An 18,070-nucleotide genomic window follows, 5' to 3' on the forward strand; every position below is an offset into this window, starting at 1 on the left:
GTGCCGCAAAAACCCGTTCGCGTCGCAATTTCGAGGTGAAACTTCGCAAGTTTGTCCACAGTGAAGAAACATCTCCCGCCATTTCACCCATGTCTTAACCTGTTTTCTTATAAAGCATTCTGACCCATGCGAAGCCTCTTCCAAGAGCGGCACGTGAGGAAAAACAAAAGTGGACATTGACATCCACTTCCGGCCACCATAGCATCCTGTCGAAAGTGGACTCTTTCATCCACTTTGCGCTCGGTGATTAAGTTCCAGGAAAATGACCATGAAGCATATTGACGAAGCACGACTTGAATCGGATTTGGCGTACCGATTTCAGTACCTGGCCGAATTCATGGATTTTGGCGAGGCCGAAATCGCGGCGATTCATGCCTCCGCTCCCCTGCTGGCACCGCTTGTTCCAGGACTGGTCAACGCCGTTTACGAGAAACTGTACGGTTACGATGCGACGTGGCGACATTTTGTTCCTCGGCAAACGGGTTACGAAGGGGCCGTCCCCCAGTCGATTGCCGATGTCTCGCTCGATCACGAGATGATTCGTTTTCGCAAGGAACACCTCGGACGGTATCTCGCAGCACTGGTCACCCGCCCCTATGACGGCAAGATGGTGGCCTATCTGGATATGGTCGGGAAGATGCATACGCCGAAAGCGGGTTCTCCAGAGCTGGATGTCCCGCTTGTTCAAATGAACGCGCTCATGGGCTTTGTGGCAGACGCCATGACGAGCACAATTCTGGGTCTGGGGCTGGAACGAGATGTCGAGACAAAAACTGTCCGAGCGTTTGCCAAACTCCTGTGGCTCCAGAACGACCTGATCAATCGTCATTATCAGGCCCTGCCGTCGACCACCAGCTCCCGATCAACAGAAGCGTCGAACCACAGACTCGAGGGTCTTGTCAAGGCCTGACTCGAAGAGTGTGCGTCCCATCAGAACGGGGTTCCTCAGGCGATCGCCGAGCCTGTCTGAGGAACCCCTGTGTATTATCAGGCTTGTGTTTTCTCTGGGAGATCCGTTCAGTGCGGCCGGGCTGGTCCAGGTGTGTCTCCACCCGGGCCTGAGCAGCGCCGATCGAACATCCGTCCGCTCCGTTGTCTCAGCAAATCCGGATTGCTTGTCGCCTTACGTCATCGCAGATATAGTGCCAGCGCATTCCCCCGGCTGCCATCAGTGCCGCTCAAACCGGATGTAAGGGACACTGTGGACGTTACTGTTTTATCGTCGTCAGTCGAAGGCACGGCCCATCAATTTGCAGCTTCGTACGTCGTCAACCAGCATCTGGTGATTGATGCGGGGAGCATCGGGTTTGCGGGCATCGAACGTCAACGAGCCATCAACTCCATCGTGCTGTCACACATCCATCTGGACCACGTGGCATCGTTGCCGATTCTCATCGACAACGTTTACCAGCCGGATCGAGACTGTCCGACGGTCTACGCGTCCCAGCATGTCATCGACAACCTGAAGGCCCATTTCTTCAACGACATCGTCTGGCCGGATTTGATCCGGTTGGCCTGCGATGGATCTCCCTTCATTCGATTTGTGCCCCTGGAAGACAGGTCTCCCGTGGAAATTCACGGTCTGACCGTGACCCCGATCGCGCTGGACCACGTGATTCCCACATTCGGCTTCATTGTTGACGACGGCAAGAGCGCCGTGGCATTCGTGAGTGACACAGGTCCCACAATGGCCATCTGGGAATGCGTGAAGAGCCATCCTCGCATCAAGTTGATCTTCCTCGAAGCTGCCTTCCCCAATTCCATGAGCTGGCTGGCCGACAAGGCAAAGCACCTGACTCCTGCTTCGTTCGCCATCGAATACGCGAAGGCGGGACGCGCACTTCCGGTGATCGCAGTCCACATCAAGCCTGGTTTTTACGACGAAGTCGTAGGCGAACTCCAGCAACTGGGAATCGACGGGTTGAGTATCTGCCAGCCAAACCAGTCCTACACCTGCTGACACACAGCCGGTTCGAACGGTTGGTCAGTCAGGCGGTCCGGCTTGAGACATCTTGGCGGGCATGTCATGATAGATGACCTGCTACAGCTCACTCCCTCCCAGGCTCTGGAGAAGTTTGATGTCGATTGAATCCGCATTTGCCGCGCCCGTAAATCGTCGGCAGATGGTGCAAAGACTTGGCGGGGGCTTCGGTGCGATCGGGCTGGCAAGTCTGCTGGGCCAGGCATCTGCCAAAGAGCTGGCGCCACACACGGTTCCCAAGGCAAAGCGGGTCATTCAGCTCTTCATGAACGGGGGACCGTTCGGGCCTGACTTGCTTGACCCCAAGCCCATGGCCGCAAAGTTTCAAGGTCAACGCCCATCCGAACTCGACTCGTTCAGGACCGAGCGAAAAACCGCCGGCATCATGGCTTCGCCGTATCAGTTCAAAGCTCACGGCGAGAGCGGTCTTCAGGTCAGCGAGTTACTCCCCAATTTCGCCAAGTGTATCGACGATGTCTGTGTGCTGAAATCGGTCTATACCGACAATCCGAATCATGGGCCCGCGCTGCTGCTGATGAACAACGGCACGATCGTTCCCACCCGACCCAGTATGGGTTCATGGTTCTCGTACGGGTTGGGCGTCGAGAACGAAAGCCTTCCAGGCTACGTCGTCCTCTGCCCGGGTCGCCCGGTCCGTTTCTCCATTTTGTGGACCAGTGCGTTCCTTCCCGGGGAATACCAGGGAACGTACATCAACCATTCGAACCTCGATCCTCAAAAGCTGATCCCGTACCTGCGTAACAAGCATCTCCCCGTTGACGAGCAGCAGCGGCAGCTTGAATTGATGCGGTCGCTCAACAGGCAGCACCTGGAAGAACGGGGTGGCGATCAGCAACTCGATTCGCGGATCACCGCCATGGAAACCGCATTCCGGATGCAGTTCGCCGCCACCGAGGCATTCGACCTGAATCGCGAACCGCAGCACATCCGGGAAGAGTATGGGTCAACCCACTTCGCCAACGGATGCCTGCTGGCCCGCCGGCTTGCCGAACGGGGGGTACGCTTTACTCAGGTCTACTACGGAGATGGTCAGCCCTGGGATACTCACAACGACCACAATAATCAGGTGAAGAACCTGTGTAAGGACATCGACCAGCCCATCGCAGCACTGCTCCAGGATTTGAAGCGGCGAGGGATGCTGGAGGAAACTCTGGTCATCTGGGGCGGTGAATTCGGACGAACACCGACAACCGAAAACGGCGACGGCCGGGACCATAACCATTATGGTTTCACGATGTGGATGGCGGGCGGAGGCATCAAGGGGGGCATGACCTACGGAGAAACGGACGACTTCGGTTTCCAGGCCGTCCACAACCGGGTCCACATCCATGATCTCCACGCGACGATCCTGCACCAGTTGGGACTGAATCACGAACGGCTGACCTATCGGTATGCCGGACGCGATTTCCGGTTAACGGACGTCGCAGGTCGGGTCATCCAGGAAATTCAGGCCTGAGCAATCCCGGATCAGTAAGCGCACTTCAATCGGTGAACGGAAGCCACGTGTCACATCGAGGCGGGGATAGCATCCATGCGATTTACTCATGTGATCGTCACGGCGATCCTTGCACTGTTGATCACCCCTGTTGTGTCCGCTGAAGACGCCCGGCGCGATTTCTTTGAAAACAAAATCCGCCCGGCCCTCGTTACCTACTGCTACGAATGCCACTCCGCTGACTCAAAAATTGTCGCGGGAGAGTTTCTTCTTGATAGTCGTGAAGGAGTTCATCAAGGGGGCGAATCTGGGCCTGCGATTAAAGCAGGAGATCCGGATGAAAGCCTGCTGATTAAGGCCATTCGCTACACCGACGAATCAGTCAGGATGCCTCCCAAAGGGAAGCTCCCTGCGGCAGTGATTGCAGACTTTGAAGAATGGGTGAAACAGGGTGCCTATGATCCACGGGATCGCCCCGCCGCGCGAGCGGAAACGGCTTCATGGGATGAGGTCATGAGGGAGCGAAGCGACTGGTGGAGTCTCCGTCCCGTCGCTCGCCATACTGTTCCGCCGCTGCCAAATATCGATGACGCGGCTTCCGTCGCCGATCGATTCGTCCGTCAGAAGCTCGCCGAACAGGGACTTGAATCCGCCGCTCCTGCCGATCCCAGAACGTTCATCCGTCGCCTGAGTCTGGTGCTGACCGGCCTGCATCCCACGGTTGAGCAAATTGACCAGTTCGTCGCCGCATGTCGCCACTCGCCATTAACGAATCCTCTGCCCGCGGAAGCGGTTGAAGCTCTCGTAGATTCCCTGTTGCAATCACCCCATTTTGGTGAGCACTGGGCGCGGCATTGGATGGATGTGGTTCGATTTTCAGAGACACACGGCAACGAATGGAATTATGAAGTTCACCATGCCTGGCGGTACCGCGATTATCTGATTCGGGCATTCAATGACGATGTTCCTTATGACCAGTTCATCCGCGAGCATATCGCGGGAGACCTGCTGACCGAACCGCGCTGGAACCAGACCGAGCAATTCAACGAGTCGGTGATTGCAACCGGTTTCTTTCGCTTTGGTGAAGTCAATCACGATGACTGCATCACACTTCGTTCGATTGGCTATGACCTGGCTGACAACCAGATCGACACTTTGACCAAGGCATTTCAAGCGACTACGGTCGCGTGTGCCCGCTGCCATCATCACAAACTGGATGCCATTTCGACGAATGATTACTACGCGTTGCTCGCCGTTCTTCGCAGTTCGAGAAATGTCAGCCATTCCATCGATTCGCCCCAGGTGAATGCGAAGCAGAAGCAGCGGTTGATTGAATTGAAATCCTTGCTCCGACAGGAACTCGGGGCTCTCTGGCAACAGGAAGCGAGCCACTTTGCCCGGTACCTGTTGGCCGCACAGGCGACCCGTTCCAACCAGCCTGATGCCGCCGAACTCGGTAATGGCCTGTCTCCGGAACGCCTCGCCAAGTGGGTCGCCGTGCTCTCGGCGGAAAAACTTCCTCTGGAGGAACCGTTCGAGGTCTGGCGCCGAACCGCCGCTCCGACGATGCCCGCCTCTCCAGAGCAACTTTCGGTGGCAACCACACCTGATGAGATCGCGAGAAGGATCACCGAGACATGGCAAGCGCTGGGTCGGGAAATAGAACAGGAACAACGCGCCCGCTCGGAATTCAACCAGCAGCAGTTCAGCCCCTTCGGCGTATTTTCTAATGATGAGGCCGGGGAGTGGAGCTTTGGTGGTCAGTCCATGAATGGCCCCGTCTCACAGGATGGCGAATTCGTAGTGCAGCTTGACGGCGAGTCGGTCATCCGATCGATCCTGCCAGCAGGTCGCTATACGCATTCACTTTCGTCCAAACTCAACGGGACGCTTCGATCCCCGGTCGTCCCCTCCGGCAAGAAATTCATCAGCTTTCAGGTACTGGGCGAACGCAGCAGCGCCGTCCGTCTGGTCTCAAACCACTGCCAGTTGAATTACGCCAACTATCGAGCGCTCACGTCGCCCCAGTTTCAGTGGGTCACGTTCTCGCCTCCAGAAGATCGCGAAGTTCTGCGAACGTACGCGGAACTTATGACAATGTTTGATAACCCCAAGTTTCCTGACCAGCTTTCGGCACTCGGAGGCGACAATGCCAATTACAGGCTCCCCTGGGAGCAGGCGGCGGAAAACCCCCGCTCCTATTTCGGCGTAACTCAAGTGGTGCTGCACGACAGCCCCGAAACGCCCAAGCCCGGCCTGACCCATTTGCAGTCACTCTTCCAGAGTGATGAGACTCCCGCTTCCGAAAGCTCCAGTGCTATCGAAACCGCTCCGTCGGACGTCACTTTCTCTCTGTCCCAGCTCGCAGATCGCTATGCGGCTCGAATGCAATCCGCCATAGCGGCCTGGACCAGCGACACCGCCTCGGAAGATGACGTACGCTGGCTGGAAGTTCTGCTCAATCGTGAGCTGATCAGTAATAACGGCGCGCTGTCGCCTGGTATCGAATCTGCCGTCCAGGAGTATCGACAGGTCGAAGCAAGTCTCGCCGTCCCCCGAGTTGCAGTGGGCATTGCAGACGGTGGCCCCGGCATCGACCAACCGGTTTTCATTCGTGGTGACAGTCATCGTCCGGGCGAGACCGTTCCCCGTCGGTATCTGGAAGTCCTTGCGATGGATCGTTCGTTGGGCGGCGAGTCGACGAGCACATCAGGTTCTGAAACAAGACCTGCACCGAAGGCATTCAGATCGGCGGGAAGCGGTCGGCTGGAACTGGCGGAACAAATTGCGAGCGCCACCAATCCGCTGACAGCCCGAGTGATGGTCAATCGTGTCTGGCACCATCTGTTCGGTACCGGAATTGTCAGAACAGTTGATGACTTTGGGCACGTCGGCGAACCTCCCTCACATCCTGAGTTGCTCGATGAGCTTGCAGTCCAGTTCGTGGAACAGGGCTGGTCTGTGAAAAAACTGATTCGGTCGCTGGTACTGTCCCAGACCTTCCAGCAGTCGAACCACCCGTCGGCAATAGCGCGCGAAGTGGATCCACAGAATCGATTACTGCAGCATTACCCCGCTCGCAGAATGCCGGCCGAATCGGTTCGAGACGCGTTCCTGAACGCGTCGGGACGGCTCGACAGAACTCTCTACGGCCCCAGTGTGCAGCCATTTCGCGCGAAGGAATATGCAGATCGGCGACTGTTCCCCGGCCCGCTCGACGGTCTCGGGCGCCGCAGTCTTTACATCAAGAACAATTTGATGGAGGGACCCAAGTTCCTCGAGACCTTCAACTTTCCGGGGGGAAAGGTCACTCAGGGACGACGAGATATCACCAATGTCCCAGCTCAGGCTCTGGCGCTGCTGAACGATCCTTTCGTGATACAACAGTCCGAATTCTGGGCGAACCGTCTACTGGCGAACGGCGAAGACACGATCTCGTCACGCCTTGAGATGATGTTTCAGACCGCACTGGGGCGACGACCGGATGCAGCAGAATTGAGCCGCTTTGAAGAAACGGTGGCTGATCTCGCGCAGCTTTACCAGGTTTCCCCGGAAAAAATTCTCACGAGCCAGGAAATCTGGAAGGACGTTGCTCATTCGCTCTTCAACCTGAATGAAATGATCTATATTCCGTGATGGCCAATTCGGAATTCTGTCACCGGGGCGGGGTGTGGTTCTCGAGCACGTCGAAACTCAAGACTCGTGCGACCCACCGATGAGGCCCCGGATTCCCTCGGGTCTTTCCCCGCACCCGCTGCGACGCGGGGTTTGCGCCCGCAGATAGATCAGACGCGATTTCACCAGGAAGAAACTTTCTTATGTCGGATAACTCCTCGTTTGCAGCCAGATTACCCCCTCAGAATCTTTCGGCAGAACGAAGCTTGCTGGGGTGCCTCTTGCTCGAAAACTCTGCCATGGACGAAGTGGCAGACGTATTGCGTGCAGAACACTTTTACAGCGACATTCACCAGTTGCTCTATGCCACCATCAGCAAGATGCGCGAAGATGCACGAGCCATCGACGTCATCACGTTGGCCGATGAACTTGCCGAACGAAACAAGCTCGCTGACATCGGTGGTGCCCCGTATCTGCTCGAAATTCTCGAAACCGTTCCGCACGCGGCGCACGTGAAATACTACGCAGAGATCGTCCGCGACAAATGGATCCAGCGAAGCCTGACCAACGTCTGTACCGAAGTGCTGCGTGAATGCTATGAGGGGAGCGACGAGACCGCCGATGTGCTGAAACGGGCTGAGCAGGGTATCTTCGGAATCTTCGAACAGCAGGAAACGGCGTCTAAAATCGGCATGGACGACATCATGCACGAGACGCTGGACCGCATTAATTCCCGACTGGGAAAAGATGGCAGCATCAGCGGACTGTCGACCGGCTTCGCAGATCTCGATCGCCAGACCAACGGTTTCCAGGCGGCAGAACTGGTCATCATCGCAGCTCGTCCATCCATGGGTAAGACGGCGTTCGTCTGTAACATCGCCGAGTGGGTGGCGGGGGCCGGTGAAACCGCAGCACTGATCTTCAGTCTTGAACAGTCCAAACTGGAACTGGCAGAACGTTTTCTCTGTATTCGAGCCAAACTCGACGGTCACCGTTTGCGAAAAGGGCAACTCGAACCGGCAGAGCGTCACGCGCTGCTTGAGGCTTCGTCAGAACTGAGCCGCCTGCCGCTGTTCATCGACGACGCCCCCGGCCGTACGGTAGCGCAGATCAGTGCGATCTGCCGACGCCTGAAGCGCCGCAATAATCTGGGACTCGTCATCATCGATTATTTGCAGTTGATCGAACCCGAAGACAAGCGGACCAACCGCGAACAGCAGATTGCCCAGATCACCCGTCGTCTGAAGGGGATCGCCAAGGAGAACAGTCTGCCGGTCATCGCACTGTCCCAGCTCAACCGTGGTGTCGAATTGCGAGAAGACAAACGTCCTCGTCTGGCCGACTTGCGAGAGAGCGGTGCCATCGAACAGGACGCCGATATCGTGATGTTCCTTCATCGCCCCGATGCGTATAACCCTGAAGATCGTCCCGGCCTCGCAGAAATCGTGGTCGCCAAACACCGATCCGGTCCGACCGGCGTCGTGAATCTCCAGTGGCGTCGCGAATCAATGCGGTTCGATAACTACGAAGGGGGAATCGACCAGGCGATCGCAGATAGCTTCTAACACGTGCTTATCTAACGTGTACTCATCTGTGCTGCCGTGCCGTCAGATTGCCTGACTGATTGATTAGAAAACTCCTCGCCCCTGCAGTTGGGTGCGAGGAGTTTTTGTTTTGAGGCGGAGCTTCTACTGTCCTCGTATTGCCATCTCGGCCTACTCCTACTAAGTCGGGCCAGGTCGCACGGCATCCGATCGCCGAGGGCTCTCGGACCACTTTAAGCCGGAAACGGAATATAAGCTGCAGGACGTTTTCGCGAAAAAATCTATTCGCATTCTGAATTTCACTTCGTTACGGTGATTGAGTGAACTGCACGGTGTGAGTCGAGATCGACGACACGGATACGGAAGCGAGAGCAATGCCTCAGATCTTCCATCGCAGCATGAACACCTTTTCCAAGGTGACAATCTTCGGAGGATTGTTGCTCTGCGTGGCGATTGCCTTCGCTTGGGATCAGTTCAACCGATCGGCTTATGTCACCGAAGCGGATGTCGTGCGAGACCAGCCGATTCCCTTCAGCCACGATCATCACGTCAGCGGACTCGGTATTGACTGCCGGTACTGTCACACCACCGTCGAAACGTCTGCATCTGCAGGCGTGCCGGCCACCGAGGTCTGTATGAGCTGTCACTCCCAGATCTGGAAAGACAGTCCCATGCTCGCACCCGTGCGCGAAAGCTTCCGTACGGGTCAACCAATTGAATGGACCCGTGTGCACGACGTGCCTGACTTTGTTTACTTCAATCATAGTATTCATGTCGCCAAAGGTATCGGATGTGAAAGCTGCCATGGCCGCGTAGACCGCATGCCTCTCATGCGCAGGGCACACACTTTGCAGATGGGCTGGTGCCTCGATTGCCACCGGCAGCCCGAGAAATTCATTCGCGACCCGTCAAAAATCTATCAATTCGGGAGCGTGGCCGAGACCTCACCGGACGAGGTCACTCAGTTGATGCACAGCTTCAAAATCGACGCTCACCAACTTCTCGATTGTGGGACATGTCACCGATGAAAGACTCAGGTCATGTTCGCTCGCAGAGTGCTCCTGCGGATTCCGATCCGCAGAACAACGTTCGCTCTCTTGACCTGGATGACCTGCTCAATCGTCTGGAAACCACAGACCCTCCTCCCCTCTGGCGAGGCCTTGAAGAACTGGCAGAGTCTCCCGAGTTCTTTGATTACCTGCATCGCGAATTTCCTCGTCAGGCGAGCGAATGGACGGATGAGTCGAGTCGGCGAGATTTCCTCCGGCTGGCGGCCGCCTCGCTCGGACTGGCGGGTGTCGGGTTGAGTGGCTGCGTCAGACAACCGGCAGAAAAAATTGTCCCCTACGTCCGGCAGCCCGAGGACATGATTCCCGGCAAACCTCAGTACTTTGCGACCTGTATGACGCGGGGCGGGTATGCAACGGGTCTCCTGGTCGAAAGTCATTTGGGCCGCCCTACCAAAATCGAAGGCAACCCCGATCATCCTGCCAGTCTGGGGGGAACCGACGTCTTTGCCCAGGCGTCAATCCTCTCACTTTATGACCCGGATCGTTCCCAGACCTTAATGAAGGCGGGCCGGATCAGTACGTGGAGCGAATTTCTCTCGAAACTGACTTTAGAACTGAATAGTCTCCGTCCCGCTGGGGGCAAAGGACTTGTGATCCTTACGGAAGCAACGACTTCGCCCACACTGCTGGACCAGTTGAGATCGCTGCGCGAGGATCTGCCTGAACTGACGTGGATTCAGTACTCTCCGGTCAGCCGAGGAAATGTTCGTGCGGGTGCCATCGCCGCGTTCCGTCAACCGGTCGATGTCGTTTATCAGTTTGACCGGGCGAAAACCATACTTTCGCTCGACGCCGACTTCCTGACCAGCATGCCCGGAAGTCTGCGTTATACACGCGACTTCATCGATCGGCGCCGTGCGGGCGCGGCCGATCCCCATGCGGTAACGATGAACCGACTCTACACCGTCGAATCGACGCCGAGTCTCACGGGAGCCCAGGCCGATCATCGACTGGCCCTGCGCGCTTTTGAAATCGAAACGGTGGCTCGCATCCTGGCCCAGCAGCTGGGGATCGAAGTTGCGACACCTGTCGAAGTTCTCCCCCCTGCAGTCCCTGCCAAGTGGCTGGAAGCACTCCTCTCTGACCTGCAGGAGGAACCGGGTGCCAGCCTGGTAATTCCCGGCGACGGCCAACCCGCTGCAGTTCATGCGCTCGCCCATGCAATCAATCGCCAGCTCGGCAATGTCGGCAAGACGGTCCGCTATATCCCCGCTCTCGGAGGTGAGACGGGTGACCAAATCGATTCTCTGCGTGAGCTCGTGACGAAAATAAGTCAGGGCAACGTAAAAATGCTCATCGTGATCGGTGGTAATCCAGTTTATAACACTCCCGGGGAACTGAACTTCGCGGAAGCCTACCGCAAAGTTCCTTTCCGCGTGCACCTCGCTCCCGAGTACGACGAAACGTCATACGAGTCTCACTGGCACATTCCACGATCGCATACCCTCGAAGCATGGAGCGACGCCTGTGCCTGTGACGGAACGTGTTCGATCCAGCAACCGCTTATCGCTCCCCTTTACGAGACAAGCGATGAGCACCAGTTGATCGCAGTGCTGGCGGGTCGAGCCGAACTGACCGCTTACGAAATTGTCCGTAACTACTGGAAGCGGCAATGGGGTCGTGACGATTTTGAAGATCGATGGCGCCGTGCGGTCCACGACGGTGTAATCGCGTCTTCGAGCGCAGAGGATATCCGTCCCGAATGGAAGTTCGTGGACAAGGTCACTCCCACCCGCGCAACCACAACCGCCCGTGACGCAGCAACCGTGGGTCTTGAAGTCACATTTGTACCCGACCCCACAATCTGGGACGGGAGTTTTGCAAATAACGGCTGGCTGCAGGAACTTCCCAAGCCGATCACGAAATTGACGTGGGACAATGCCGCCTTGATCAGCCCACGAACGGCCCGTCGATTGGGGGTTGAGAACGCCGAACTCGTCGATCTGACAATCGGGGAGAAATCGATTCGTGTTCCCGTGCTGATCGTTCCCGGCCAACCGGACGATTCACTGTCTCTCTCTCTCGGCTATGGAAGGACCCGGTCGGGACGCATTGGAAACGGCGCGGGCTTCAACGCTTACCCGATTCGGCCAGCGACGAGCGACTGGTTTACAACCGGGGGACAACTGAAGAAGACGGGGCGACTGTACGACTTATCCATCACCCAGTCGCATCACAGCATGGAAGGACGGGATCTGGTCCAGATTCAAACGCTTCCCGGGTACGCAGAGAACCCCGATTTCATCTCACCTGAGATGCGTCATCCTCATGAACTCCCCTCTCTGTACCCCGAGTCTCCCGAATCACCCAACGCCTGGGGGATGGTGATTGATCAGACAGCCTGCGTCGGCTGCAATGCTTGCGTCGTCGCCTGTCAGGCGGAAAACAACATCCCGATTGTCGGCAAGAAACAGGTGCGAATGGGTCGGGAGATGCACTGGCTGCGGATCGACCGTTACTACCGTGGGCAGATCGCGGACCCTGAAACCTATTTTCAGCCCATGATGTGCGTCCACTGCGAGAAAGCCCCCTGCGAACTCGTCTGTCCCGTCGCCGCGACCGTGCATAGTCACGACGGACTCAACCAGATGATCTATAACCGTTGCGTGGGGACTCGCTACTGCTCGAACAACTGCCCCTACAAAGTTCGCAGATTTAATTTCCTCGACTACGATGCCGAGATTCATTACGACGCGACACACGCACCGTCTCTGAAGCTCATGCGAAATCCTGACGTCACGGTTCGCAGTCGCGGAGTCATGGAAAAGTGCACGTACTGCACTCAACGGATCAGTCACGCGAGGATCGAAGCCCGTAAGCAGAGCCGGGACGTGATCGATGGTGAAATTGTGACAGCCTGCCAGCAGGCATGTCCCGCGCAAGCCATTACATTTGGCGATCTGAACGATCCCGCCAGTGCTGTGACGCAGCTCAAAAAATCCCCACTGAATTACTCACTGCTGGCGGAACTCAACACGCGTCCTCGCACCACGCATCTGGCTCGGCTACGTAACCCGCATCCGCGTCTGGCGGGGCTGGCTACTGAAGACACTCCGCCTTGGGACGGCCGTTCCTCAACACAACAGGAGGAAAAATGAGTCGTCGCAAACGTGGCCGTCACCGCACCCACCCGGGGCTCGACGCTTCTGCTTCCATGGCAGAAGTGCCAGCCCCCGTCGACGAAACTCCCGTCCTCGAGCCGGGCCATACGTATGCATCCGTCACTGACCAGATCAGTTCCATCGTCTTGACCCGGAAGACATCGCGTGGCTGGGTTCTCGGCTTCGCTCTCTCATTCACCTTGATGATGGCCTTGCTCTACGCCACGGCATACTTGCTTGCCCGGGGAATCGGGATCTGGGGAACGAACATTCCCGTCGGCTGGGCCTTCCCGATCGTGAACTTCGTCTGGTGGATCGGGATCGGCCATGCTGGAACTCTGATTTCGGCCGTCCTCCTCCTGCTGCACCAGGAATGGCGAACGAGCATCAATCGATTTGCTGAGGCAATGACGTTGTTCGCGGTGTCGTGTGCAGGTCTGTTTCCTCTACTTCACATGGGGCGACCGTGGGTCTTCTACTGGATGCTCCCCTATCCGAACACGATGGATCTGTGGCCAAACTTCCGCAGCCCGCTGGTGTGGGACGTCTTCGCTGTAATGACCTACTTCACCGTATCGCTGCTCTTCTGGTACATGGGCCTGATTCCCGACCTCGCGACCCTGCGGGATCGAACCCACAATCGGTTCGGTCAGATTGTCTACGGGATCATGGCTCTCGGCTGGCGCGGTTCGGCCAAGCACTGGCAGCGATATGAAGTGGCCTATCTGCTCATGGCGGCCTTGGCGACGCCGCTGGTGGTCTCGGTCCACAGTATCGTAGGGATGGACTTCGCGGCGGCGATCGTGCCGGGGTGGCACACCACCTTCTCCTCACCGTTCTTCGTCGCCGGGGCGATCTTCTCGGGCTTCGCAATGGTGATGACGCTGATGATTCCCCTGCGATCAATTTACTCGCTTCAGGACTTCGTCACGCTCCGTCATCTGGAAAACATGGCAAAGGTGATTCTCGCGACCGGCTGCATGATGTTCTATGGGTATGCGGCCGAGATCTTCTTTGAATACTACAGTGGAAACGAATTCGAACGGTATCTCGCAATCAATCGCCTGCTCGGCCCCTATGGTTGGAGTTACTGGGGTTTGATCGCCTGCAACGTTCTGGCCCCGCAGTTGTTCTGGTCCCGCAAACTGCGACGCAGCATCCCCGTGCTGTTTGTGGTATCCCTGCTGGTCAATGTGGGAATGTGGCTGGAACGCTTCATTATCGTGGTCGTCAGCCTGCATCGTGACTTTCTTCCCTCGGCCTGGCGGATGTACTACCCGACCGTCTGGGATTACACCCACTTCATCGGCTCCATTGGACTATTCTTTACACTCCTGTTCCTCTTCGTTCGCCTGCTGCCCGTCATCTCCATTTTTGAATTGAGAACACTGGTCCACGAATCAAGCGAGGAGACGTAACCATGGCGATCCCCTCGCAACCAGAAAAAATCTACGGCTTGCTGGCGGAATTCGATCATCCTGAAGAGATCATCCACGCAGCGCAGAAGGCGTACGACACCGGCTATCGGTCAATGAACGGTTATACCCCGTTTCCCGTCGAGGGGCTTTCCGAAGCACTCGGACAAAAGCCAACGCGTTTGCCGTTCCTGGTGCTGCTGGGGGGACTGATCGGCGGGAGTGCAGCGTACTACATGCTGTACTACTCGTCCGTGATCAGTTACCCGCTCGACGTCGGAGGGCGTCCGCTGCACAGCTGGCCCGCATTTATTCCGATTACATTCGAAATGACCGTGCTGGGTGCGGCCTTCGCGACGTTCTTCGGGATGCTGGCGCTGAATGGTTTGCCTCATCCCAACCACCCTCTGTTTGAGGTCCCCGAGTTCAGCCTCGCCTCGCGTGATCGCTTCTTCCTCTGTATCCAGGCAAAGGACCCTCTATTCCGACTCGATGAAACACGTCGATTTCTGGAGCAGTTAACATCCCGCGTGCATGAGGTGCAGCCATGAAGATCAGACGATCGACGCTGGTGCACGGCTGCAGGATTTTCTCGGCCAATCCGCTTAGGCTTCCGGATCGGCGAACCCATCTGTTGATCTGGGGACTGGTGCTAGGGGCGACGCTGGGCTGTGACCGTCTCGATATGTATGACCAGCCGCGCTACGAACCGCTGGAACAGAGTCATTTTTTCAGGGATGGCTTGTCTGCGCGCCCGCCTGTCGAAGGGACAATTGCCCGGGGGAATCTACGCGAGGATCAGCCCTTTTACACCGGAAAGCAGGGAGACGGACTCGCCGTCCGAATTCCTGAAGCGGCGTTTCAGGCACTGTACGATCGGAATCCGGCCAGGTTTGGCAGCCCGTTTGACTCGATCGAACCCGCAGAGCTTCGACTTCAGTTGATGATCCGGGGCAAAGACCGCTTCGAAATCTTTTGCTCGGTCTGCCACGGTCAATCAGGCGAAGGGGATGGGATCATCGTGCGACGGGGGTTCCGCAAACCACCTTCTTTCCACACTGACCGACTCCGTGAAGTTCCGAACGGCCACTTCTTCGATGTGATCACACACGGATTCGGTGCCATGTCGAGTTACGCAAGTCGGATCGACGCCGCAGACCGATGGGCGATCGTCGCGTATTTGCGGGCACTTCAAAGGAGTCAGCATTCACAGGTTGAAGACCTTCCGGAACAAGTCCGGAAGGAACTCTCAGCCACAGAACTGAGCAACCAAATCCAGGTCCCTCAGGAGGAGCCACAGGAATGAAGGCTCCACGTGAGTTCATGCCGGTTGTCCATCGTCTCAGAACCTGGGGACTGATGATGGGTGGGCTGGGCCTGCTCGGATCCATACTCGCGTACTTCTACGACCGAGAACACTTTTATCCGTCATACCTGACAGCCTTCCTCTATTGGCTGGGTTTGGCACTTGGGTCACTCTCCATCGCCATGATCCACGGTTTATCGGGGGGTGGCTGGGGTCGAACCATACGTCGCAGTCTGGAGGCAGGATACGACACCGTTCCGTTGTTCCTGATCTTCTTCGTCCCCATCTGGCTGGATGTGACTGGAATCTATCCCTGGACAAATCCGGACTATGTGCATCATCACGAGGTCCTGATGCGAAAGTCCGCCTATCTGACCGTCACCGGATTCCAGATTCGAGCACTGATTTATTTCGCGGTCTGGATCGCCATCACCCTGTTCCTGAATCGCTGGTCACCCAATGAAGAGCGCGATCCCGACTCCGAACGGGCACGGTGGCTGCAAACCGCCAGCGGCGTGGGGTTCATTGCCTTCGGGTTTACCTTCACACTGGCATGCGTTGACTGGTCGATGTCATTGGAACCTCTTTGGTATTCGACGATGTACGCTCTCATTCAGGTGGCTGGTCAGGGAGTCGCGGCACTCGCCTTCGCGGTTCTGGTCATCACGTCGCTTCAGTCGTACTATCCCTGGTCCCGGCTCGTCACAACGTCGCGTCTGAATGATCTGGGCAATTTGTTGCTCGCCTCGACGATGTTCTGGGCGTATTGCTCGTTCTTTCAGTACCTCGTCATCTGGTCGGGGAACCTGCCCGAAGAAAATTTCTGGTACGTCCATCGACTGAGTGGCGGATGGCAGCACCTGGCGATCTCCCTGGTCCTGCTGCATTTCGTCGTCCCTTTTTTCTTGCTGCTGTCTCGCACAATCAAACGGGACAGAAAGTACCTGCGCGGGATAGCCGGCCTGCTGCTGTTGATGCGGTACGTGGATCTCTACTGGACCGTGGCGCCCGGGTTTCAGCAGGACGAGGCTGGTTATCGCGGTCTCCGGGTTGACTGGACTTCCGTCGTCACCTGGATGGCGCTCGGAGGGATCTGGCTGACTCTCTTTTCCTGGCGACTCGTCGAGCGGACTTCGCGGCCAATCTATGACCCGTTACTGGAAGGAGAGTCTCCATGACGCAACCCGCCCACGACTCTCACGTAGACTCCCATCCCGATCCGGGCCACGAGACGTCTGACGTTCGCCCCAGCCTGATTGGCCGCTTCGGCGCGGGACTTGTCGCCATGGTCGCGCTGGTCATGCCGTTACTGGGCTGGATGTATTCCACCATGGAATCCCGAATTCAGCGCAACCGACAGGAAGTCAGCGCACTCACCCCGGATGTCACGTATTCCGGACCGCAGCTCCAGCCCCAACCCTCCGTCGAACTAAGGGACTTGAAAAATGCTGAGCTGAAACATCTGACGAGTTACGGATGGATCGACCGGGAAAAGGGGGTGGTTCACGTTCCGGTGGAGGCAGCGATCAAGCTTCTTGCCACACAGGGTTTGCCCGAACCTGAAGGGCCCGCTCGCCCGACCGCCAAGGAGGAACCCCGGCCATGAAACACCCGCAAAACCCTGTTTGGAGCAAGACATTCGGCACCTGCGCTGTGTGGGTTCTGGGCATCGCGCTTTGTGATCTGATCCTGTGCTCATCCGCACTGGCTCAAAGATTCGCAACGGGAGGCCCCTACAATTCGCCTGCCGGTCGAAGTCCCTCCACCGAGTTACTGCGCGATGTGGGAATTGAACAGCGATTGAACGCCCAATTGCCACTGGACGGAATCGTCGTCGACGAACATGGATCGAAAGTCCAACTCGACGCATTCTTCCGCGAGAAACCTGTCGTCCTCGCACTGGTGCAATACCGCTGTCCCATGCTGTGCACCCAGGTGCTGAATGGCTTTTTCAAGGTGAGCCACGCGATCCCGCTGAAGATCGGCGTGGATTATGATTTTATCGCGGTCAGCTTTGATCCGCGGGAAGGAAGCGAACTGGCAGCCGAGAAGAAACGCCAGTACGTCCGAATGACACGCCAGTCAGAGGCAGAAGCAGGAATCCATTTTCTGACAGCCGACCAGGCGCTGATCGATCGACTCACCGATACCGTCGGGTTTCACTACCGCTACGTCGAAGAGACGGACCAGTTCGCCCACGCCAGCGGGGTGATGATCGTCACGCCGGACGGACGGGTTTCGCGCTACTTTTACGGAATTGAATACTCTCCCCACGACCTTCGGCTGGGACTGGTTGAAAGCTCGAATGGAGCGATCGGGTCACCGGTCGAACAGTTTCTGCTCCTGTGTTACCACTACGATCCACTGACGGGAAAGTATGGTCTGGCCATCGCGGGCCTGCTGCGCTGGGCCGGTATTCTCACCGCACTCGTTCTTGGGACTTATTTGTACCGCATGTATCGACGTGAGTGTGCTCGTTCCCGGTTGGTCCAGGGAGATTCCGACCTGGCCTTGCCGCTCAAGACTCCCGAACTCGATCCTCACCTACGGGAGCAGCAATGATCGACGACGGATTCCGATTA

At 57.0% G+C, this 18,070-nt stretch carries 13 protein-coding genes; all 13 read left to right on the forward strand.

All coding sequences use genetic code 11. The features are described from left to right. Nucleotides 1-268 precede the first annotated feature (268 nt). The 13 genes from ACGY09_RS03690 (at nt 269) to ACGY09_RS03750 (ending at nt 18,050) form a co-directional block, all read left to right on the forward strand. Nucleotides 269-910: a protoglobin family protein gene (locus tag ACGY09_RS03690; protein ID WP_373651539.1), complete on the forward strand. Its 642-nt coding sequence runs from the start codon at nt 269-271 to the stop codon at nt 908-910. A gap of 291 nt (nt 911-1,201) precedes the next feature. Next, on the forward strand, nt 1,202-1,960 hold the full coding sequence (locus ACGY09_RS03695) for an MBL fold metallo-hydrolase (RefSeq protein WP_397570509.1): 759 nt from the start codon (nt 1,202-1,204) through the stop codon (nt 1,958-1,960). Between the two features lie 118 nt (nt 1,961-2,078). Then, nucleotides 2,079-3,458 carry a DUF1501 domain-containing protein gene (locus ACGY09_RS03700; RefSeq protein WP_397570510.1) on the forward strand — a complete coding sequence of 460 codons (1,380 nt, stop codon included), beginning with the start codon at nt 2,079-2,081 and terminating at the stop codon, nt 3,456-3,458. Between the two features lie 75 nt (nt 3,459-3,533). Continuing rightward, nucleotides 3,534-7,073 (forward strand): PSD1 and planctomycete cytochrome C domain-containing protein, encoded by a 3,540-nt coding sequence (locus ACGY09_RS03705; RefSeq protein WP_397570511.1) that lies wholly within the window; start codon nt 3,534-3,536, stop codon nt 7,071-7,073. Nucleotides 7,074-7,255: 182 nt separating this feature from the next. Further along, complete coding sequence (gene dnaB / locus ACGY09_RS03710; RefSeq protein WP_373651535.1) at nt 7,256-8,617, forward strand: replicative DNA helicase; 1,362 nt, start codon at nt 7,256-7,258, stop codon at nt 8,615-8,617. 353 nt (nt 8,618-8,970) lie between these two features. After that, complete coding sequence (locus tag ACGY09_RS03715) at nt 8,971-9,624, forward strand: cytochrome c3 family protein (protein ID WP_397570512.1); 654 nt, start codon at nt 8,971-8,973, stop codon at nt 9,622-9,624. Beyond that, on the forward strand, nt 9,621-12,764 hold the full coding sequence (locus tag ACGY09_RS03720; RefSeq protein WP_397570513.1) for a TAT-variant-translocated molybdopterin oxidoreductase: 3,144 nt from the start codon (nt 9,621-9,623) through the stop codon (nt 12,762-12,764). The genes ACGY09_RS03715 and ACGY09_RS03720 overlap by 4 nt, the downstream gene beginning before the upstream one ends. A 56-nt stretch (nt 12,765-12,820) precedes the next feature. Next, nucleotides 12,821-14,185, forward strand: a complete 1,365-nt coding sequence (gene nrfD / locus ACGY09_RS03725) for an NrfD/PsrC family molybdoenzyme membrane anchor subunit (RefSeq protein ID WP_397571842.1) — start codon at nt 12,821-12,823, stop codon at nt 14,183-14,185. A 2-nt stretch (nt 14,186-14,187) separates the two neighbouring features. After that, nucleotides 14,188-14,733, forward strand: coding sequence for a DUF3341 domain-containing protein (locus ACGY09_RS03730; RefSeq protein ID WP_373651532.1), 546 nt, complete (start codon nt 14,188-14,190; stop codon nt 14,731-14,733). After that, the gene (locus ACGY09_RS03735; protein WP_397570514.1) at nt 14,730-15,488 is read left to right on the forward strand and encodes a c-type cytochrome; all 759 of its coding nucleotides are present in this window, start codon (nt 14,730-14,732) and stop codon (nt 15,486-15,488) included. The genes ACGY09_RS03730 and ACGY09_RS03735 overlap by 4 nt, the downstream gene beginning before the upstream one ends. Next, nucleotides 15,485-16,666: a hypothetical protein gene (locus ACGY09_RS03740; RefSeq protein ID WP_397570515.1), complete on the forward strand. Its 1,182-nt coding sequence runs from the start codon at nt 15,485-15,487 to the stop codon at nt 16,664-16,666. Before ACGY09_RS03735 ends, ACGY09_RS03740 begins: the two co-directional genes overlap by 4 nt. After that, on the forward strand, nt 16,663-17,094 hold the full coding sequence (locus ACGY09_RS03745) for a hypothetical protein (protein WP_373651529.1): 432 nt from the start codon (nt 16,663-16,665) through the stop codon (nt 17,092-17,094). Before ACGY09_RS03740 ends, ACGY09_RS03745 begins: the two co-directional genes overlap by 4 nt. Then, entirely contained in the window at nt 17,091-18,050 is a 960-nt protein-coding gene (locus ACGY09_RS03750) for an SCO family protein (RefSeq protein WP_397570516.1), read from the forward strand. The genes ACGY09_RS03745 and ACGY09_RS03750 overlap by 4 nt, the downstream gene beginning before the upstream one ends. The last annotated feature ends 20 nt before the right edge of the window (nt 18,051-18,070 follow it).

Origin of the sequence: Schlesneria sphaerica (assembly GCF_044336245.1) — a bacterium.
GTDB classification, from domain to species: Bacteria; Planctomycetota; Planctomycetia; order Planctomycetales; family Planctomycetaceae; genus Schlesneria; species Schlesneria sphaerica.